This window comes from Sunxiuqinia sp. (genome assembly GCF_055140945.1).
Genome location: NZ_JBSQYS010000004.1, coordinates 145,978 through 167,505, shown reverse-complemented (window position 1 = coordinate 167,505; position 21,528 = coordinate 145,978). Strand labels below are relative to the sequence as shown.

General features: G+C 39.6%; 18 protein-coding genes. 4 read left to right on the top strand and 14 right to left on the bottom strand.

All coding sequences use genetic code 11. The features are described from left to right. The 8 genes from ACTB00_RS02950 to ACTB00_RS02915 form a co-directional block, all read right to left on the bottom strand. Positions 1-279 (bottom strand): hypothetical protein (locus tag ACTB00_RS02950; RefSeq protein WP_463298456.1); only part of this gene is annotated, 279 nt, incomplete at its 3' end. 92 nt (positions 280-371) lie between these two features. After that, complete coding sequence (locus tag ACTB00_RS02945; protein ID WP_463298455.1) at positions 372-1,496, bottom strand: T9SS type A sorting domain-containing protein; 1,125 nt, start codon at positions 1,494-1,496, stop codon at positions 372-374. A gap of 204 nt (positions 1,497-1,700) precedes the next feature. Then, positions 1,701-2,048, bottom strand: a complete 348-nt coding sequence (locus tag ACTB00_RS02940) for a hypothetical protein (RefSeq protein WP_463298454.1) — start codon at positions 2,046-2,048, stop codon at positions 1,701-1,703. A gap of 23 nt (positions 2,049-2,071) precedes the next feature. Then, positions 2,072-2,794: a hypothetical protein gene (locus ACTB00_RS02935; protein ID WP_463298453.1), complete on the bottom strand. Its 723-nt coding sequence runs from the start codon at positions 2,792-2,794 to the stop codon at positions 2,072-2,074. A gap of 569 nt (positions 2,795-3,363) precedes the next feature. After that, entirely contained in the window at positions 3,364-4,551 is a 1,188-nt protein-coding gene (kbl, locus tag ACTB00_RS02930) for a glycine C-acetyltransferase (protein WP_463298452.1), read from the bottom strand. A gap of 208 nt (positions 4,552-4,759) precedes the next feature. Next, on the bottom strand, positions 4,760-6,007 hold the full coding sequence (locus ACTB00_RS02925; RefSeq protein WP_463298451.1) for a hypothetical protein: 1,248 nt from the start codon (positions 6,005-6,007) through the stop codon (positions 4,760-4,762). A 146-nt stretch (positions 6,008-6,153) separates the two neighbouring features. Beyond that, entirely contained in the window at positions 6,154-6,774 is a 621-nt protein-coding gene (locus tag ACTB00_RS02920) for a ribonuclease HII (RefSeq protein ID WP_463298450.1), read from the bottom strand. Positions 6,775-6,799: 25 nt separating this feature from the next. Then, on the bottom strand, positions 6,800-7,927 hold the full coding sequence (locus ACTB00_RS02915) for a glycosyltransferase family 4 protein (protein ID WP_463298449.1): 1,128 nt from the start codon (positions 7,925-7,927) through the stop codon (positions 6,800-6,802). A 189-nt stretch (positions 7,928-8,116) separates the two neighbouring features. On the opposite strand from ACTB00_RS02915, the gene ACTB00_RS02910 reads away from it, so the two are divergent. The 3 genes from ACTB00_RS02910 to ACTB00_RS02900 all read left to right on the top strand — a co-directional run bounded on the left by ACTB00_RS02910 (position 8,117) and on the right by ACTB00_RS02900 (position 11,197). Continuing rightward, positions 8,117-9,565, top strand: coding sequence for an oligosaccharide flippase family protein (locus ACTB00_RS02910; RefSeq protein WP_463298448.1), 1,449 nt, complete (start codon positions 8,117-8,119; stop codon positions 9,563-9,565). 90 nt (positions 9,566-9,655) lie between these two features. Then, positions 9,656-10,306 carry a DUF3267 domain-containing protein gene (locus ACTB00_RS02905; RefSeq protein ID WP_463298447.1) on the top strand — a complete coding sequence of 217 codons (651 nt, stop codon included), beginning with the start codon at positions 9,656-9,658 and terminating at the stop codon, positions 10,304-10,306. A 357-nt stretch (positions 10,307-10,663) separates the two neighbouring features. Then, on the top strand, positions 10,664-11,197 hold the full coding sequence (locus tag ACTB00_RS02900) for a hypothetical protein (protein ID WP_463298446.1): 534 nt from the start codon (positions 10,664-10,666) through the stop codon (positions 11,195-11,197). Positions 11,198-11,760: 563 nt separating this feature from the next. On the opposite strand, the gene ACTB00_RS02895 is transcribed toward ACTB00_RS02900, so the two are convergent. Next, positions 11,761-12,696 carry a hypothetical protein gene (locus ACTB00_RS02895; protein ID WP_463298445.1) on the bottom strand — a complete coding sequence of 312 codons (936 nt, stop codon included), beginning with the start codon at positions 12,694-12,696 and terminating at the stop codon, positions 11,761-11,763. A 270-nt stretch (positions 12,697-12,966) separates the two neighbouring features. Here ACTB00_RS02895 and ACTB00_RS02890 point away from each other — a divergent pair, with 270 nt between their 5' ends. Next, on the top strand, positions 12,967-14,406 hold the full coding sequence (locus tag ACTB00_RS02890) for a membrane dipeptidase (RefSeq protein WP_463298444.1): 1,440 nt from the start codon (positions 12,967-12,969) through the stop codon (positions 14,404-14,406). A 111-nt stretch (positions 14,407-14,517) separates the two neighbouring features. On the opposite strand, the gene ACTB00_RS02885 is transcribed toward ACTB00_RS02890, so the two are convergent. From ACTB00_RS02885 to ACTB00_RS02865, 5 genes are all read right to left on the bottom strand, one after another. Continuing rightward, positions 14,518-15,876 carry a rhamnogalacturonidase gene (locus ACTB00_RS02885; RefSeq protein WP_463298443.1) on the bottom strand — a complete coding sequence of 453 codons (1,359 nt, stop codon included), beginning with the start codon at positions 15,874-15,876 and terminating at the stop codon, positions 14,518-14,520. A gap of 247 nt (positions 15,877-16,123) precedes the next feature. Next, positions 16,124-16,462, bottom strand: a complete 339-nt coding sequence (locus tag ACTB00_RS02880; protein WP_463298442.1) for a BT0820 family HAD-type phosphatase — start codon at positions 16,460-16,462, stop codon at positions 16,124-16,126. Positions 16,463-16,609: 147 nt separating this feature from the next. Further along, entirely contained in the window at positions 16,610-19,006 is a 2,397-nt protein-coding gene (locus ACTB00_RS02875; protein WP_463298441.1) for a GumC family protein, read from the bottom strand. 54 nt (positions 19,007-19,060) lie between these two features. Further along, complete coding sequence (locus ACTB00_RS02870; RefSeq protein ID WP_463298440.1) at positions 19,061-19,855, bottom strand: polysaccharide biosynthesis/export family protein; 795 nt, start codon at positions 19,853-19,855, stop codon at positions 19,061-19,063. Between the two features lie 64 nt (positions 19,856-19,919). Next, the gene (locus tag ACTB00_RS02865) at positions 19,920-21,335 is read right to left on the bottom strand and encodes a sugar transferase (RefSeq protein ID WP_463298439.1); all 1,416 of its coding nucleotides are present in this window, start codon (positions 21,333-21,335) and stop codon (positions 19,920-19,922) included. Between the last annotated feature and the right edge of the window lie 193 nt (positions 21,336-21,528).

The window sequence follows — 21,528 nt, the reverse complement described above, 5'->3', positions numbered from 1 at the left end:
ATCCGGGTGAAGCAGGTAAGCTTGTACCAGGTATTTCACACCACGAAAGAGGTTGTCACGTTTTAAATCGGCATCCAGCAGCTCCTGTGTTTGCTGCTGTGCCATTTGTTTCGAAATAGACTCGGAAGCCGTTTGTTCGCAAATCGTTAAGGCTTGCTTAAACGGGGCATAAATCAGGACGATGCTTTCTTTTGCGGATGACAGCAGCACATCCAGGCTTTGCCCAAACGACAGCAGCTCCGCATTGCTTAGCCCCGAAAGGTTCATGGTTAAAATCATATTTATCAGTTTTTATGGTTTGTGTATTATTGAGCGGGTGACTCGAAGTCACCCGCTCAATATTAAATTGCTTTCATTTAGTTTAAATGGTATTATTTCACCACCAGTTTCTCAGTCAGCACTTCGCCTTTGTATTTGGCACGAACCACATAAACACCTTCTTTCCAATTCGAAGTATTTAGATCAGTTTCCTTGCCTTTAAGCTTGGTTTTCTTTGCTTTTAGAGTCTGCGACTGGTCGTAGACTTCCAAATCCCACTCTTCAGTGGCAGCATCCAGACTTGCTGTTTCCACGGAAGTAGATTCGATAGAGATGGTGGTTTCGAAAGTGGAGGGGTTGGGAGAGATGCTCATATAGTACCCTCCTCCGGAAACAACAAAATAGTATTGCTTGCTTACCGTATTACCACAAGCGTTAGTTGTAGATACCGAAAATGATGCCTGATTGCCTGAGATAATATCGAACCCAATCACTGAATTGTCAGGATAATAACTTCCCCAGTTGACAACTGAACTTTCGGGAAGCAGTTGCCAGTTAAAAGGAGCTGATGAGCCTTCACTGTCCACACTAACAACCGTTGTTGTTCCACTAGTTATAAAATTCACAGTGTACAAATCTTTCCAGGTCGTTCCCTGTGCATATCGGCCAATAATATCAGGATTTACTGTTATTTCTTTTCGCGGAAGTATGATATCGCCACAACCAGTTGAAATAGTAGCTTCAATCCACCCCGTGCCAGAACCGGAAGAGACAAAAGTACAAGGATTAGAACCTTGAGATGAACTCCGGGAAATATTACTACTCTGATCCCAGCTAATTGTTGCCCCGGGTGGTAAATTATCGACTGAAAAGGAAGCTCCGGAAGAGCAGACTAGAGAGGGGCCGGAAATAGAAAAATTTAATTTGAAGTATTTTAGACTACTTGAGGTATAAGGACAATCATTCCATCTATGCCGGGCAAGAACTTTGTTTCCCCATTTAGAAATGAACCATCCTGTCTCACTTGTTGTAATGGCAGAATGATCATCAGAAGCATAGGAAACTTTCCCGGGATACGGAACGGAACCTGTAACTTCTACATAACTACCATCCTGCCAATAGATATACTCATCTGTATTACCGGGATAATATCCAATCCACCTATTTGCTCCCGCCATCAGAAACATGCCAAGCATAGCCGTGACAATTGAACTTTTGAGTTGTACTATATGTCCCATTAGTTGTTAAAATTTCGGCATTTGGATAAGCGCTGGCATAATAGCTGTCATAATAAGTTTTCCAATAGTCTGAATATTCAGAAGTAATGGTATATGCGACAACATTACTACCTTTAGGCGTGCATACGTCATTTCTATAGTCTTGTCCGCTAATACTTCCAAGAAAAAATATTTGGAAAGCAATTAATAAATTTATCGTGCATTTCATGATTCTATTACGTATTTATAAATTAACTCATCTTCATTTAGTGAATCAAAGAAATCTTGATTGTCAATATTTATACTATTTCCAGAACAATCAAAGGTTGAGTACATGGAAGATGTTAGCCCAAAATCTATAATAATAACATCTTCACCCTCATATTCTTTAATCCAAATATTCTCAATAAAGTTCGTATTTGACGGATCTTTTCCATTATGAATTTTCAAGTTCAGCCAATCCAGTTGGTTTAACGGGTCGTCATATCCACAGGCGCTAATTTCTTTAAGTGGTTTAATGTAGGTGTGGTCCTCCTTTTCACACGAGAAGGCAAAAAAGATGACTACCATCATTAATAATATTTTGGTTTTCATGATCAATTATTTTTTAAATACTTATCTGTTACTTGGTCGATTTGATTTGGTATATCTGGATTGGTCAAAACACCGTAATAGATATAGGGAGATACCTTAGTCATATCAAGTTCGGATTTGAACTTGTCCGAATCGCTCAGAACTATACTGGTAATGGCCAAATAATTCGTTTGAATTCCAGTTGTCTGATACCAATCTGGGTGATTTTTCTTTTTTTCTTTCTTCAGCAAGAGCTCTTTAATGATTTCCTTTTTACCATTCGTATCATTTTTTCTCACCATTAAAGGATGCGAAACAAAAAGTTCAATAAAGGACATGCTCAATACATAGTTTCCTTTTTCCAGTATGGTTCCGTTAGTAGGAATAGCTTCCGGTTCTATTGATTTATATTTCTTCAATAATTCGCTAGGTGCATCATCACGCTCTAAAAGTTCCCTGAAGCCGTTAAAATCGCTTTCAAATTTGCCAAAGCCATCTTTGACGCTGTTAAAAGCAAAAATATCAGGTAGCAAAGGGTAGTTCAAGCATATATCTAACAGTTCCTGAGTATTCAAGGCAGATAACACTTCATCGGGAACTTGACATACCTCAACTTTTTCAGCATTATTTTTTAATGACCTCCATTTCTCACTTCCTGGCTTTACTGGAAAATCCCATTGAGAAGCACCAGTTTGAGGGAAAGCGAGCAGAGGAATAAACAAAATAAAAAATAGAAATGATTTCATGTTTTTTTTGTTTTAAAGTTTTACAATTGAGATTTTGCCGGGCAACCCAGCCTGTCCCGGTAAAGCCGGGAGCTTTTGCGGAAAGAATCTAAGGCGGATGTGGTCTCATGACTTTGGCTTTAATGTTCAATATTTGTTTTTGTTGACCCCTTTATCAATCGCAATTAGCTAACAGATGCTATTCGGTTCCAAACGGTTGCGCCGGGATTTCATGTTAGCCACAACTAATTATAGATCTGTTTCAGTGTGGAAAGGAAACCTCATAATTCAATGTTCAATAACACATTGAAATCTTCGTGCTAATACTTGACATTGGTTCGTCAATCACAGGGGTGAGTTCGTGCGTAAAAACGGGTAGTTTATGAGTTGGAGGATAATATTATGGTCACTAACGACCATAATCTGTTTTGTAATTTAGAATAAATCCGGATAAGTTTCGATGTGGGAGATTACTTGTTTTTGAAGAGATGGGTTCTTATCAGTCATCATCTTTTGTCGTTAAAAACGACAAACAGCAGACCCCTCGTTAACGCTTCGCTCAAAGGGTAAGTTGGAAACTTGAATACGAATCAAATCACTTCCAGCTCTTTCCCTACTTTTATAAAAGCTTTAACAGCCCGATCAATTTGCTCCGGCATGTGAGCTGCCGACAACTGAACCCGGATACGGGCTTTCCCTTTAGGAACTACCGGGTAAACAAATCCAATCACGTAAATGCCTTCTTCCAGCAATCGGTCAGCAAATTTTACAGCCAGTGGTGCATCGTAAAGCATAACCGGAACAATAGCCGTTTCACCCTTCACCAAATCAAACCCGGCAGTTTCCATTTTAGTGCGGAAGTTATCAGCATTCGCCATGGTTTGGTTTTGCAATACGGAAGACGTTGAAAGCATTTCCAACACTTCCAAGGTAGCTCCAACTGTTGCCGGAGCTAATGTGTTGGAAAACAAATAGGGTCGGGATCGTTGACGAAGCATCTCAATAATTTCCTTTCGGCCAGAAGTACAGCCTCCATTTCCGCCACCCAATGCTTTACCAAAAGTGGTCGTAATAATATCAATTTTACCCAGTAAACCGAAGTGTTCAGCAGTTCCTCGCCCGGTTGTTCCAATGTAACCTGTTGCATGCGAATCGTCGACCATCACCAGGGCATCGTATTGATCACACAGCTCAACAATCTCAGGCAGTTTTGCTAAATCGCCATCCATGGAGAATACGCCATCAGTCACCACCACGCGGTATTTTTCCGACTGACTTTCAACCAGGCAACGTTCCAGTTCTGCCATATCCGAATGCTTGTACCGGTAGCGCTGCGCTTTGCACAAGCGAACTCCGTCAATAATCGACGCGTGGTTTAACTCATCCGAAATAATGGCTGAATCAGTTCCCAGCAAAGGCTCGAACACCCCTCCATTGGCATCGAAAGCGGCACAATACAAAATGGTATCTTCTGTGCCCAGAAACTCCGATGTTTTTTGCTCCAGCTCTTTATGAATGGCTTGCGTTCCGCAAATAAAACGAACCGACGAAAGTCCAAAACCCCAATCATTCATCACATCCTGAGCAGCCTTAACAACATCAGGATGGCTGGCCAATCCCAGGTAATTGTTGGCGCAAAAATTCAATACTTCGTTTTCGTTACCAACCTTAATCGCTGCACCTTGAGCCGAAGTAATAATTCGTTCGGTTTTATAAAGTCCCTGTGATTTTAATTCTTCGAGGGTTTGTTGTAAGTCCTGTTTTATCTTGCCGTACATTCTTGTAGATTTTAATAGTTAAGATATTGAAATCCGGGTGTTGACCCTTCATCAAAATAACTGAAAACAAATGAAATAAACAGTGATAAATAACAGGCAGGAATTCGAAGTTCCAAATTCCAAAAAACTAATTTTCGGAACAAGCTGATCTAAATGGCACCTCCTGATCCCCTGAAACTGCTTGTGACAACGATAATCAACTATTTCATTACCCTTTCAATCGGGGGTTGACCACATTATTATACAACGAACCAAATGTGAAAGACAATCCAACTCGAAGCCGATAATTATAGGCTGTAGCCTGTTGCACCTGTTTTGTTAAGATTTCTTCAACGGTAGCTTCGCTTTTCAAGATGGATAAACGGTCGTTAATGATAGAGTATTCGCCAGAGACGTTCAACGAAAGTCCTTTCCAAACCCTGAGATAAAGTCCTGAGTATATCGCAAAACTGTTTTTGTCGAAATCGTGGAAATAGTTTTTTGTCGAAATCGACGTGTATGCAGAGCCCCATTTCTCCTGTACTTTGTAGGCTATGGATAGAATTTGCCGAAAAAGGTCTTCATTAATTTTGTTGTAAATCGTTGTATCCAGATACTCACGTCCGTTATAACCGAGACGATATGAAAATCGAAGCTGTTTTCGACTGGAAAGTTCGTAAGGAAAAAGATTGTATTCAACGGCAGGCAATGCCCAAAAGTCCAACTTAATGTTACTGTAGGTGCTTGATGATATGCCTGAATTCACTCCAACAGCCATGTGGTTTCCAATGCTTTTCACAATCAGGCTTTCAAATGCACGGCTGGTTCTGGTCGCTGTAATTTCCTCTCCATCTGTTTTGTACCAGTCCTCATCGTATCTGCTATCCACATCAAACTCAACTCTCCACTCAGGGGTTATTCTTTCAGCATCAATGGCAAAATCCAGATCAAACTCTCGTTCGGTTTCTTCTCCATGAATATTGGTGTTGCCACGAATGGCGAAAACCCAACTGTCCCACTTGTCTTCATTTTCGATTTCCCCGACGGTATGTTCTCCATTAAACTTAACATCTACTTTCTGCGAACCATGAGCCAGGTAGCGTGCCAACCCAAGTCTTATCACATTGGTATAGTTGTCCCTGATTTCAGAATTGGTTTTGTCTGGCGAAGAAAAATAATAGAGCGTATCGTTCAGTCCTTCAAACTCGCCGGCACCAATAAAATAGAAAAGATATTGGCGTCCGCTTCCCCCTGTCCGTTGCAAAGTACTCAATAAATGGACATTGGCCGCGTCGCTTGTGCGAGAATAATTAACATGTTTTATCTCCTGCCGGATATGGGTCAAATCAATCCCCTCTGTGTCAAAAAAAACGTTGACCTCAATCGGACCTCCATCAGGAATTGAAGACGCAATCATGACTGTTGGGTGGAAAAATATTAAAAACAGAAGAAACAAGGTTGTGAAACTAATTTTCATTCGAATAAGGGTTAGTTGGTTTTTTTTCAAATAGTTAACCATTTGAACTACAAATTTGCAAATACCATTTCAGGAATAAAAGTACCATTAACAAATATTTTGAAATTTGTAAAACCAACCACTTGTCCTGAGAAGCAAAAGTAGCTTTACAGCTCCAATCGGAGTTGCTCGTTCAGCAACCGAAAGGTCATTCGGTGGTGCGAACTTGGCCCGTGTTCTCTAATTGCTTCACGATGTACTTTTGTTGGATAACCTTTGTTTTTTGCCCACTGATAGTGGGGAAAGTCCTGATGAATTTGGTTCATATAATCGTCACGATAAGTTTTTGCCAAGATCGAAGCGGCAGCAATCGGTAAAAACTTACCATCGCCTTTAATGATGCAGTCGTGTGTTATTTCCGGATAAACTGTAAACCGGTTACCATCAATAAGCAGATGTTCCGGCTTTATCCTCAGGTTGGCAACTGCCCGGTGCATGGCCAAAAATGACGCGTTCAAAACATTGATTTCATCAACTTCCTGATTGGTTACCACTCCTACTCCAAAGGCTACGGCCTGCTCCTCAATAATTGGTCGCAACAGGTAACGCTGTTTTTCACTTAATTTTTTAGAATCGTTAAGCAATTCGCTCTCGAAAGTAGCTGGTAAAATTACTGCCGCCGCATAAACAGGCCCCGCCAAACAACCTCTTCCGGCTTCATCGCATCCGGCTTCAATCCGTCCCTCTTTTAAAAATAATTGTAGTGCTTTTGTCTCCTCGATCATCATTTGCTACATTCAACTCATTACAAAATCAGGTGTTCAAACAAATTTGAATGCTTCCCCACAGTTGGTCTGCTGTTTTGTCCCAAGTAAATTTCGTCTGTTGTTTCCGACCTTTTTCAATCAGGTCTGCCCGAAGGTCGGCATCGTTGGCCACCCGGATCATGGCATCTTTAATTTGGCTCACCTCAAACGGATCAGCATAATAAACCGCATTGCCACCAACCTCAGGCAATGAGGTGGTGTTGGAGCAAATAACCGGAATTCCGGCACTCATTCCTTCAATAATCGGGATTCCGAACCCCTCAAAATACGGGACAAAAGTCATGGCCAAAGCAGCGCCCAGCACCTGATGCAATTCTTCAATTGGCAAGCGCCCGGTAAAAACCACATCATCTTTAAAACGCATCCCTTCGTAAGTTCTGGTAATATCACCGGTTTTAAACATTTCACCTCCGGTAATCATTAGTTTAATATCCGAATCTACAGAGGTTCGAAAAGCATCGAAAGCACGCAGCAATCCACAAATATTCTTTCGAGGGTGTAATGACCCGATGTATAAAAAATATGCTTTCCCATTGGTATATTTTTCACGGGCAGTTGCTTTCTCTTCGTCTGAAGTAGCGGTGTATAGCTTGTTTACTCCATTGTAAACCACGTCAACATCATCAGCAGGCACACGGTAGGTTCGGCAAATATCTTCCTTTGAATAATAGGAAACCGTGGCAATACGTTTGGCACGTTTGGCAAACCGGGGGAAAAAATAATTGTAATACTTCGCCGTCAGCCAGGGTAAATCCTTTGGGCGGTGTGCAAAGTTAATATCATGAATAACAGCCAGCTGTTTCACTCGGGTATTTAGCGACAAATAACCATCGGGAGATAAAAACAAGTCCGCTTTGTATTTCCGAAGCACCAATGGGATACGAATCTCAAACCACAAAAGCCACAATAATGGATGTCGGGTTGGTGGTGAAATCACAATTGGCTTCACATTATCCGAAAAAATAAAATCCTCATCATACTTCCGGTCAAAAATAAAAAGAAACTGGTGCTCAGGATGATTCTGAGTGATTCGGGAAAGTGTTTCCTTGGTAAACCAACCAATCCCTTCCAGTTTTCCTTTTTGCAATAGTCGGGTATTTACAGCGATGATCATTCGATTTTCGGATTATTTAGGTTCAATGTGAGAATTATTCTGCCATCATTAAAAAAATAGCCACAATTAAAGTTAAACCGTTTAATAAAAAGCAACTCATAAAATCGGGGGCATTTCAAGTCAAATTTACAAAGTCTGCCTAAAAAATGCTTATTTTTAACCAAATTAATCAGAAAAAGAATACGCCTGTTGAAACGCAAGTTTGTCACAAACCTTTTACTACTCCTTTTCCTGAACCTGCTGATCAAACCTTTTTGGATTTTTGGTATAGACCGAACGGTTCAAAATGTGGTTGGAGCAGAAAGCTATGGGTTGTATTTTTCGTTGCTGAACTTTTCAATAGTCCTCAATATCTTACTTGATCTGGGAATCACCAATTTCAACAACAGAAACATAGCGCAACACAGTCATCTGCTTCAAAAATACCTCAACAATATTGTTGGGCTTAAATTTTTGCTGGCTGTTGGCTACGCAATAGTTTGTCTGATCGTTGCCATGGTCATTGGCTACAACGAAGTTCAACTGCATTTGCTACTCTTTCTGATTTTTAACCAATTTCTGATTTCCTTTACCTTTTACCTACGGTCGAATATTAGCGGACTACACCTGTTCCGAACCGACAGTTTGCTTTCGGTGCTCGACCGAAGTCTTATGATCCTGTTTTGCAGTGTATTGCTTTTTACCGATTGCTTTGGCGGCTTCTTCTCCATCACCTGGTTTGTTTATGCTCAAACGCTGGGCTACCTGTTCGCCGCTCTAATCACCTTTTTTACTGTTTTACACTACACCCGGGGAATCCGCATCAAAGTCGATTTAAAATATATTCTACTCATTCTAAGACAAAGTTATCCGTTCGCCTTGCTGATTTTATTGATGTCTTTTTATAACCGGATTGATTCGGTGATGCTGGAACGCATGCTGCCTGATCCTCTCGGAAAACAACAGGCCGGTATTTACGCGCAAGCTTTTCGCTTATTGGACGCTTTTGCCATGTTTGGGGCATTGTTTGCCGGATTATTGCTCCCCATTTTTGCCCGCATGATTAAACAGCGTGATGATTTGGGGCAGCTCATTCAGATTGCGTTTTTACTGATTATTGTACCTGCAATTCTGGTTGGAGTCGCGGCCAATTTCTATGGCTTCGAAATTATGAATCTGCTGTATCACGAGCATGTTCAGGAGTCAGCACCAATCTTTGGAATTCTCATGATTGGTTTCATCTGCATTGCCACTACTTACATTTTTGGTACCCTTTTAACGGCCAACGGAAGTTTAAAACAGCTCAACTGGATGGCTTTCTCGGGTATGATCATTAATGTAGTACTCAACCTGATTTTGATTCCACAAATACAGGCAACCGGATCAGCTTATGCCAGCTTGGTAACCCAACTGCTAACCGCTGTTGCACAGGTTGCTATTGCTGTTTCTATTTTTAAAATGAAAGTCAACTACGTACTAATCCTGAAGATCACTGGATTTACCTTATTTGCAATTTTAGCGGCAAAACTCAGCTTGTTGATTGATAACTGGGCCATTGGTTTTGCCTCCATGATAATTGCCGGAATCAGTTATGCATTTGTCAGCCGATTAATTTCGCTAAAAGCCCTTTTCCAAATTTTAACCGAAAAGCAAGCATGAAACCAGCATGGAAAAGCTCATTACCAGACAGGAGATTGAATATATGCGAGTTTCAGATGACATCTATAAAAAGTAACCAATTATAGTCAGATGAAACACCGTCTAACACCAAAAGATTTAATTGAAGGCGAAGATTTTGAGTTGCTGGCCGAAGTCGATCACTTACATATCAAGCAATTTATTACCGAGCAAATTGTAAACGAGAAAAAGTTGATCCATCAATATTCGGTTTACCAAATAGCGATGATTGCCCTGTTTGTTTTTCTTCTGGTAAAAGCTATTCTTTCGTATACGAGTGGTATTAGTCAGCCACTTTGGGCAATTGGAGCCTCCCTGGTGTTTTCATTCTCATTGCTCATTATTCTTCACGAATTGATTCATGCAGCCGCTTACCGGTTGGTTGGCACGGGCCAGGTTCAATTCGGAGCTATTTGGCGGAAGTTTATTTTTTATGCAGCCGTTGATCAGGAAGTAGTTGATTATCCTTCATTTCGAATAGTTGCTTTGGCTCCTTTCTTCGTTGTAAAGGTAATCAGTATCGTGCTCGCCCTTATTTTTTGGAGCTCTTCATGGGCATACTTCTTTGTCAGCCTGATGTGCATTCACTCCTTGTTTTGCGCGGGCGACATCGCAATGTTGGCTTTTTACAAACTACACCCCGATAAAGAAATTTACAATTTTGACGACCTCGGCCAAAAGAAAACATTCTTCTATTTCAAAAAAAAGAATTTGCCCAAGTAGATGAGTGTAACCATACAAATAATACTGAGCTAAAAGAGGAAGAAGACGATTTGTGTGAGATTAGATCTACGGAACATGAAGTAACAAAGCATAATAACTCCGAATATTTATTTCACATGAACGATATCAATAATCATAAAATAAGCTTTAATCCGAGAAGGAATGAAGCTAAAGTTCATATGAAAACCAAAGGGAGGGAAAAAAAATCGAAATGGTTGAACAAAGAAGCTCCAAACTCTATTATTATAAAGAGTTGGTTTGAAAGACTACAATTGATTAGTGAGGCATTAAAAAAATTCAACATACCTTACAACTAATCATGACACCGACATTCAACATATAATTAAAAACGCCACTATGAAAAACAAGATTTCTATTTTTGCTTTTGTTCTTTTTGTCATGTTCTCTGCGAACAGTTACGCTCAGTACAACCCATATTCCGATGGTTCGTCATTGTTCACGGTTGGAGTAGGAGCTTCAAGCTGGGGAATTCCACTTTTTGTCAGGTACGAGAAAGCTGTTGCCGATAATATTACCGCAGGCGGCTCTTTATCTTTTCAGTCAAAAGGGGAAACCTATGGAAATAACAAATGGAAACACACCATTGTTGGGCTGAATGCCCGGGGGAGCTATCATTTTAACGAACTCTTAGAAGCACCAGACGAATGGGACTTTTATGGAGGAATGTCGTTAGGCTATTATTTCTGGGATACAAAATATGACGGTGCAGGAGGTTCATATACCTACTCTGGCTCTGGAAGCGGAGGACTAGGCATTGGACTTCATCTGGGAGCACGTTATTTTATTAAGGACAATATGGGCATTAACCTTGAGTTAGGCGGCGGTTCGGTACTCGCCGGTGGTACAGTTGGTGTAACATTTCTACTCTAATTGAACTCAAATTGACCTTAATTGGTGTTAACAATAATCTTTAAAAAAGATTACAACAACTGACACATACTGAATAACCTGGGTTTGATATTCATATCGAACTAAGGTTATTCTGTTTATACCGTAAAATCCTTCTTTTTTTTGATTTCTGATAGAAGGAAACGGCGGCAACATCAATTATTTCGTTACTATTTGCTCTACTTCTCCGGGATAAACAGAACAAGAATCTATTCCAATCATTAAGATTTCAAACCATATTGTAATGGTATTTATAAAGTGATTGTCTCCGCTATTAGCGCCGGCTATTTTATTCCGAAAGCTACAACTCAGTCAACAAGGACTATCGCTGCTATAACACCCCGTTTTTTCATCGTTTCTTTTTAATCGACGTATAAGCAAGCCGAAAGTTGTGTCATCAAAATATAAAATTTTAATCTATCCCAAAGTTTTATGCACAAACTATCTATACTCCCCTTAAATTCTATTTGATATCTTGTATCACTATTCAGAGTAAGAAAATAGATTGGAATAGTCATGACGAAAAAGTGATTGAGTAGAAGAAGTCAATCTTCCTTCCTGCCAAACAATTTGCGGCGAATATATGTGGCGAATAACCCGGCAATAAAGGCCAGTAGCGGAAGCATAACTTTATCAAGCACCCAGGAAGGATCATTTTGGATGGTATCCCACAAACGGGTCCACAGGGTATTTTGATTCACCTTGACCTGTATTGTAATAGTTTGTGGCGAAACAAAGTTGCTCCACGAGCTATTGACGTAGTTTTCAATTTTGATGGTTAATTGCTTTTCTCCAGGCGTTTGAGGTTCCACTTCCCAATCGAAATATTGAGTCTGTCTCTTTTCAAAATGGCAGTAGTACACAGCATTCTGGCTAATAAGCTTAAAGTCTTCGGGATTAAACACCAGAGTTACCCGCAATGAATCGCTGAGCTGAATATCGTGTATTTTAGAATCATTCGCGGCTTGGCTTTCACTAATTCCCATGCTCTTCCCAAATTCCTGAATGGCCTTACTTTCATCGATCTGTTGTTTCACCAACGCCATAACCCGTTCGCCCCGATGTTCCATCATTGAATCGGACGCATAAACCATCATTTGACCATCATACACCTGACTCCGTGGTATCGGGTTCTTTGCCGGTATACTTGTACTCCCTGTTGGATTCCCCACATTCGGCTTCCAAATCCCAACAGTTGAGGGGCTCTGCGATAAAACTTTATCGTTTACCGATTTTGACATCGGCTTTTGCGCTTTCGCAGGCGGAGGCGGAGGTGGTGGTGAAGCTGGCGCCATGACATTCTCTTCCTCCATAATTGGTTCCGGGATCTGCTCGGAGTCTGGAGAATCAGCAACAGCATCAGTCGCTTCAACAGGAGCAGTTGCCTGCTTTTCCGAGCTTGGAGAACAACATTCAAACAAAATGAACACAAACAAAATCAGCACATACACCCTGCTGCCGGGTTGATTGATATATTTCATAGTCAGAAGCTAAAAGATAACTAAAATGCAATTGTTTCTTACTACAAGTTACAAAATAGCTAACTGGAAGTCAATTCCATATCAGCAACATACAAAAACGAGTTGATCGAACATTGAATTTAAGATCTTTTTTTCGTAAATTGAATAATCTTATCGGTGAATCACTTCACCAACGAAACCAAAATCAACCTAAATCCATGGTTCTTGCATGAGTCTTTTAGGCCTTTCCCCCTATTTATCCACTCTAATTAACTCGAAAACTAATAAATCATGGAAACACAATTTATCGATTTACACACTCACCCGGCCATTAAGCCAATGGGTAAAAGTTTTAACAGTCAAGCTGGCATCAATAGTTCGAATCGCAACCGACAAAATAGCCTCTGGTATACCGATGCTCCTTCTTTACTCGACAAGCTAGCCAACATTACCACCTCCTTAACCAAATTCAGACAGGCCGATTTTACGACATTGGCAAAGGGCGGTGCGCATACCATCATGGTATCGCTTTGTGGCTTGGAGAAAGGTTTTGTAATGACCAAGATAGGTACGCAACTACCGGGCGACTTACTCAACAACCTGGTAATTGGTATGGGCAAAAAAAGAATTGACTATGTCCAGAAAATGGATAACTACTTTACCGATCTGGAAATGGAATACCAATTTTACCGCCAACTAGATGGGCAGAAGCTAAAAATTAACGGACTTTGGCATCAATATAAAATTGTATCGTCGTTTGCCGAGCTGGAGACTGACACCGAGCCGGATATCCGAACGGTCTATATTATTCTGACCATTGAGGGTGGCCACGTGTTTAACACGGGCTTGCAGCGAATGAAAAAAACGGCTTCATCGACCGAAGTACTTGCTAATGTTGAGCGGGTAAAAAAATGGGATCACCGACTTTTCTTCATGGGGCTGACACATCATTTTGACAACGAACTGGTTGGTCATGCAAAAAGCCTGAGTGGCATTGTCAGTAAACTTTGTGACCAAAACGACCGCATGAATGAAGGATTTTCAGACTTGGGCTGGCAGGTTCTAAAAAAACTGCTTGACAACACAGATGGCAAGCGCATATTGATTGACCTGAAACACATGAGCGTAAAGGCCCGGGAAGAATACTACCATTTCCTTGAGCAGGAGTTCCCGGACGAAATTATTCCGTTGGTTATAAGTCATGGAGCTGTTACCGGTTTTCGATCGCGTCGCCAGTTGGTGGAGGATGATCTCTTCAACTACGGCAAATTTCAGTCTAACGACATCAATTTTTATGACGATGAAATATTACGGGTCGCTCAATCGGGCGGAGTATTTGGGATTCAATTTGACGAACGACGGGTAGCCAGCAAACATGAGTTGAAGAAAAGTGGCCCATTTCTAAGTCGTCGAAAAATGCTGTTTCACAAATCAAAACTACTCTGGAACCAAATTGAACATGTTGCTTGGGTATTGAACCGACATGGTCAATTTGCCTGGGGCATTCAGTGTATAGGTTCTGATTACGATGGAATGATTAACCCCCTTAATGGCTTTTGGACTGCTGAAGAAATGCCACTGTTTGACAGCTACCTTGAAAAGCATGCCTTTAACTTCCTCAATTCGGAAGGAGCCCAGTCACTGAAAGAATTCAATAAAATAAAGGCTTCCGACATTGTTGATCGATTTATGAAAGAGAATGCTTATGAATTTATGAAAAGAAATTTTTAACACCTAACTGATTCAATAGTACCCATGAAAAACCCCTTGTCATACAAAATCAATTGTATTCAAGGGGTCACTAACTTTGGAAAGATATTTATGAAAAAAAACGTCTTAAAATCAATCTATTAATTGCCCGTTAACTTCAAGCTGGTTAATGGTTAATCCATCAAATAAATCTTTGTTTAACTCACCATTTTCAGCCGTAATTGTAACGTGATCAAAAGTGAAGTTTTTGAGCAAATCGTATTCCGTAACACTAATGTCTGCAAATATTTTGCAGGTCAAATCAATATTCCGAAATGTAATGTGATTGGCTTGCGACAATGGTTGCGTTTTATGTCCTTTCAAATCAAAAAACTGAGTCCAGGGCTTGGCATAAATCAGTCGTTGCGCTCTTCCAGTAACGTTTTCAACCAGAATATATTCGTATAGCTGCGGGGTGTCGGGGCGGTTTTTCAACCACAACACACGCGAAGGTCCATCAACAGTACAATCGCGAACTATAATATTTCGGTTGTGAATAGATTCACTACCACAAGTTACTGCAGAATGGCAAAAGCCAAACTCACAGTTCTGGATGATAATATTTTTATTGGGTCCGTTATCCGGATCTTCGTCAGCAGTTGGCCCTTTGCCGCCTTTTAAAGCAACGGCATCATCATTCACTTCCATGTAACAGCCATTTACAAGAACGTCTGAGCACGCATCAATATCGATGGCATCGGTACTTGGTGCTTTAATTGGTTTTGCAGGCGAATAAATATGAAGATCGAGTGCCTTTACCCGATTGCACTTGTACAGGTGGGTTGTCCAAAATCCGGAGTTGTGAAGTTTGACGTCCTGCAATTGCACATCGTTACTGTGTTGAATAAATACCAAACGAGGTCGCGAGACTTCCAGGTTCGTACAATCAGGGTTTTCAGCACGTCGTTGCCAAAAAGCCTTCCAATAGTTGAGGCCATTGCCATCGATTGTACCTTTACCTGTGATTGTAAATCCGTCAACGTTGTAGGCATTCACCACTGCCGGGAAATAATCGATGCTCTGCCCCTCCATGCGCGAAGGCATTTTAGGAAAATTTGAGATATCATCTGAGCCAAACAAAATAGCGCTTTCACTTACATGTAAGTGTGTATTTGGTTTGAAAAAAATTGCCCCTGTTAAAAAACGACCTTCAGGAATTACAACCACACCTCCGCCACTTTTGGCAGCTTCGTCTATCGTTTTTTGGATGGCTTCGGTATTTAAGGTTTCACCGTCGCCAATAGCTCCATGATCGGTTATCACAAATTGAGCTCCTAAAGCTATTACATCAATCTTGGTTGTATCCCTAAACCAAGCAGGAATTTCAGTTCCATCAGGAAATTGTTCTGCTGTTTTTTTTTCAGGAGAAGAACAAGACGCCAGCTGAAGTATAAGTGCCAGCATCATCAAATAGGTCATTGCTTTCATTTTATTAGTCAGTCTATGTTTCACTTTTATCAACCACAAAAATGAGAATTCCCTGGCTAACAGACATGTAATTTTGTACGCAACACCTCGGGCAAACTGTTTTTTCGTTAAAATGAGACTGCCCCTTGCTTGAAAAAGCAAACGACATGAATGAACGGCTAATAAGAATCTGTTCAGAAAAAGGCATAAAAAAAGCCTGCACATTTTACAGTACAGGCCGGGTTGTTAGTCTGGTCCAGAGACTAACTCTAGCTATCAAAAATCTACTTGGCTACATTTCATTAATCATTTGATATATTTCGCCCCATCCGGGTAACCCTCCCACATTACGATCGTCAATAAACAGGTCGCAATGAATTTTCCGAGGAGCATTTTCATCAAACTTTTCTTCAGGGAAACTTTTGTTTATGGCATAAAACTCAATCCCCTTCGACTCACAAAAATCCACAGCTTCATTGAGTAATTCATCTGTTCGGTAAGTCCATAAGATCAATCGATGTCCTTCCTCCTGAAGTTTCTTAAGTGTCATTGTGGCAAAAGGAATTTCCTTGCCAATTTTTGGGTATTTATGTTGTACAATTGTTCCATCAAAGTCAACTGCTATAATCATATTCTATTTTACTATTTGGATGATGAGAAAGTTGGGAGAAACCACTAACTATGTTTTCAACTTACTCTATATTATTATTTTCAAAAATTAAAAGAAAAAAGCAAGGCGATCCGAAGATCACCTTGCCTCAGAATAAAAGTAAAGAAATCATCCAGCGTGACTAGGACTGGAATTAAAGTAGTAACTACCACTTTTCTTTTTAAAACTATAGTCTGCTCCATATGACCCAGCATGGGCATGCTTGGAGAGGTTAATACCGTTCAAAATAATCCCCGCATTATTCATTGATTTTTTCTTATGAACATGATCAATAAATTTGATCTCACTTTTTTTACTGAAGTCTTGTCGGGTTACAAATAGGTTAATGTCGACTTTTTGTCCAATGATAATACCATCGGAAACAAGTGAAATAGGAGGATTATCAAAAACGATATAGTCAAATCGTTCTTTTGCCCGTTCAATTAACTCGTCAAACTTACCATTCTCTAATAATTCAGAAGGGTTTGGCGGAATAGGACCGGCAGAAACAAAATACAAGTTATCCACCCGGGTTTGTCGTAAAATGTCATCAAAAGAGCTAAACGCTGTTAGGAATGTACTTAGCCCTTCTTTGTTTTTATATTTTAATCGAGCGTGCAAGCTTGGCTTTCGCATATCGCAATCGATCAACAATACCTTTTTATTATTTATCGCAATCATTGAAGACAAGTTCGCAGCAGTAAACGATTTTCCTTCGCCAGGAATCACTGAATTCACGCCAATAACTATAGTTTCATTCTGATCTTTCTTTTTTATAAAATTAAGATTGGTGCGCAACTCACGATAACCTTCTGCAATCGCTGAACGTGGATTATCAACGGCAGTTAAAAACTCACTTCCTGAAGTCGCTGTTGATAGAACAATATTTCCAACAACCGGAATATCGCTATATTCCTCAATATCGTCGGCTGAACGAATACGATCGTAGTAATAAGATGCGACCACAATAATCATAAAAGGAATCATCAATCCTGCCAATATCCCAATTGCTACATTTTTAATTAAATAAGGTCCCATATATGTTGCCAATTTAGGATTTGCAGAATCCAGCACCTTTGTATCTGCAACATTTGAGGCATGGGTTATAGCTGCTTCTGCTCTCTTTTTTAATAGAAAAGTATATAGCTCATCGTTTAAATCTAACATGCGTTTCATGTTAATCATTTCCTGCTCTGTTTTTGGATATTTGGCAAGCTGTCGATTAACTTTCTCAATCCTCCTATCAATACCTTGAATTTGAACGATCGCATTATTAATTAAATTCCGAAGGTTTTCTTGCAGGTTGCGTTTCACCATCTCTATCTCATTCTGAATGAGGATCAATTTCGGGTTTTTTTCTTGCGCTGTATAAGAAATAACCTCTCGATTTCGATACAAGTCGCTCAATCGAACAACTAAATTATTTAAAGACTCGTCAACAATACCAACAACTGAGGGAGCTACCACTTCCTTCATTTTATCCTTGTCATTCAGATATTCCTTGAGGTTGCGATAATAATCCAAGTGGCTCTGTATGGTTGATTTTTCAGTATCAAGATCTACAAGTTGGTTCATAATGATACCACCTTCCTGATTCAAATTAACAATTTGGTTCTTTGATCTGAAGCTTGTAAAATTATTCCCTGCTACTTTTAAGGTATCGACAACATCCTTTAACTGAGAATCGATGAAGTTAATCGTTGTTGTTGATTTATGATTCTTTTCTCTCAGCTCATGATCTATGTATACCCGACTTAGTTCATTTAAATAATCTGCTGCTTTTTGTGGAACACGGTCGAGCATAGACAAACCGACTAAGTCTGCTTTCATCTCAGGATCAACTTCTCCGACACTTAACCTGTTCATATAACTTTCCACCTGACTATCAAAGTTATTGAAGACGAAGAAAAATTCGTCTCCTCTTTCTGCAAACTCAGGATACAAGGTGAAATTAAAGTACGTATTTGAAAAAGGCTCGCCAAAAGTTGCTCTTTTAGTGAAATCTACCTCAACCTCGCGACCTGCAATATTTTTGTTTGCATTCACTGTAATCTGATAGGATGTGCTATCAATCATTTGTATATAAATAGGAATTCCTGTCACGTTTACTGATTGCCTATCATACCTAACATCAAAAGGCTTTTGAGGATAAATTTCAGATTCTCTAAACATGAGTTCTTCAAACCAGGAAATTGACCAATCTAAATTCTCTAAAACCTGCTTGTTAATTTGATACGAAGTAATTATACCAATTTTGTTTTGGAGCTTTGTATTCCCCTGTCGTCCTCCCGCAAAAGGTAGATCAAGGGTCATCTCTGCCATATTATCAGATTCGATCAAAAACAAGCTGCTAAGCTGGTAAGTTGGAGATTTCGTTTGTGTCAAAAAGTAACCAGTTCCAGCTCCAATAATACAGGCAGCGGCAAACCAATACCATTTACGAAAAATCTTATAAATAAACTTCTTAATTGCTAATTTATCCTGTTCCTCCAACAATGTCGAAGAAAATGTTTCTTTAGTCATCATTTCTATGTCTTTACTTTTATTCAACAATTGATATTGCTTGTTAACAACTTCGTCCTAGCCCCAGAAGTAATTAACAAATAGGATTATCGTAGTCAACGCTCCCGTAAAAATCGTGTAATATGAAGCGTTCAACTTCACATTTTTCAACTGTTGAGGCCGTACTAATACAACATCGTTTGATTGTAGATAATATGCGTCAGAAGTTAATACTTCGCTATCAGTCAAGCTAATTTCATAGGGTACAATTTTATCTCCTTTTTGTCGGAGCACAATAACATCTTTAATTTTTGCAAAGTCACTTGCTCCTTTGGCCATTCCAATAGCTTCAAGTATCGTGAGTGTATTGTTATAATTGTAGTATACTCCAGGCGAATTCACTTCCCCTAATACGCTAACCTTAAAATTCAGCAACCTTACCTGGATGTCAGCGTCTTTTAAATATTCTTCTGCTCTTCGCCCAATCTCTTCTTTAGCTTCTTTTAAGGTTCGTTCAGCAACATAAACTGACCCAATAATTGGTAAAGTTATTTCTCCATGACTATCTACCTGATAACCGTAAATATGTTGACCAACCTGCGACGAGTATAGATTTGTTTGCCCTACTCCTCCTCCCTCACCCGAAGAGAACATCGCGTTTACTTCCGGGTTAATCGTTTTGACACTAACATACAGGTTGTCGTTTGACTTGATCTTGTAGTCCTCCTCAGGACTTTTTACTCCATCTAATGCAACTTTATCTTCCAAATCTCTGAAAAAATGCGTATTTCTTTTTGAGACACAAGACGTCAGTCCAGTCAAGACTAACAAGAAGATAAGAGTGCTTTGTCTACTCTTAATTCTGTGATACATACTTTTACTCTTTACTTTTATACTTACAATTTAGTCTATATATTGAAATTGAATTTCAACATTACTACTTTCCTGTTCCTACAAATACAACTTTGACCGTTTTAAAAATCAACACAAGATCTTTCGTTAAAGACCAGTTGTCGATGTATTGCATATCTAACTTCATCCATTCTTCGAATTTGATATCATTCCTACCTGAAACTTGCCAGATACAAGTAATCCCCGGCTTCATGCTTAGTCGTCGCACTTGCCAGCGTTTGTATTTCTCGACTTCAGCGGGTATTGGAGGTCTTGGACCAACAACAGACATCTCTCCACGTAAGACATTGATAAACTGCGGAAGCTCATCCAACGAAGTTTTCCTTAAAAAATGGCCAACTCGAGTCACCCTTGGATCAGAAGTTATTTTAAAGACGGGGCCCTCCTGTTCATTTTGTCCCATCAATGACGCTTTTAATGCCTCAGCATTCACAACCATTGTCCTGAACTTATAACATCCGAATCGCCGTCCGTTTAAACCAACACGCTCCTGCTTAAAAAAAACCGGTCCTCCATCACCTAACTTAATTGCAATAGCAAGAACCAAATAAATTGGACTAGAGAGAATGATTACAAACAAGCTAAAAAAGAAATCAAATACATTTTTCAGTTTTAACGCAATATAATCATTGGGAGTGCTCATATAGCTAACGAAAGGCTTTTGACTAACTAATGAAACAATGGTCTTTGCGCTCCTTTTACCTGTCAATTTTGATATCACACCAGTATAATGATGGAAGCTTACTCCAACTTCATTACATTCTGAAATAAACCGGGTAATTTCATCATGATTGTAATCAGAATTGCAATACATGACTTCGTCAATGGTTTCTCTATCCAAAATTGCTTTGAGGTTACTTCGCTTGGGTATAACATTATACCGATCTTGATACTTTTCCTTAACAAGCTTGCTACTTGTCATTATAGCACGAATACTGTACCCCCAATCCTTTCGATGGATAGTCTCCTCAATATAATCAATTGCCTCCTCGTCAACAATCATCATAGTCTGGCGCATACCATATCCCCTACGACGTAAAAATCGCATTAGAGTAAGAAAGAAATACTTAAAGAAGGTTAAAGCAACCAAGTTTAAGATTCCGAAATAGGAGATTATTAAAAGCTTCTCAACAGAAAAATTTGAAATAACGTTTACCGCGAACAAAACGCCCATACCAATTGATATCGCTTTGAAATTTGCTTTAAACTGATTTGCGTAGCTTGATTTTCGAGAAACGTCACCCAACCCAAATTGATCCAAAAGGAGGAACCATAAAAGAGCAATGACAACCAAGTTGTTTTTCAACTCACTAACATGATCTACTGTAATCAAATCAGAGGAAGAATCAAGCCACCAAATCAAGGTATAACACCCCATCGTAAGCAGTACCTGTATAATGATACTTATTTTTTGAATCGCATATTCTCGTTCGTGTAACATAGTCATTTTTTAAAGGGAATTAAGTTATCTCTTGTAAAAAGAGTATTACAACTTATGTAGTCAAAACTTGATGAAATCATCAATAAATTTGAATACTGGTGTGAGAGATTTGGTAATCATTAATCATTAGATCTCTATTTTACTTCGCATACCTTCCAATTAACTCACATTTTATACTTTCTGCTAATTTGAA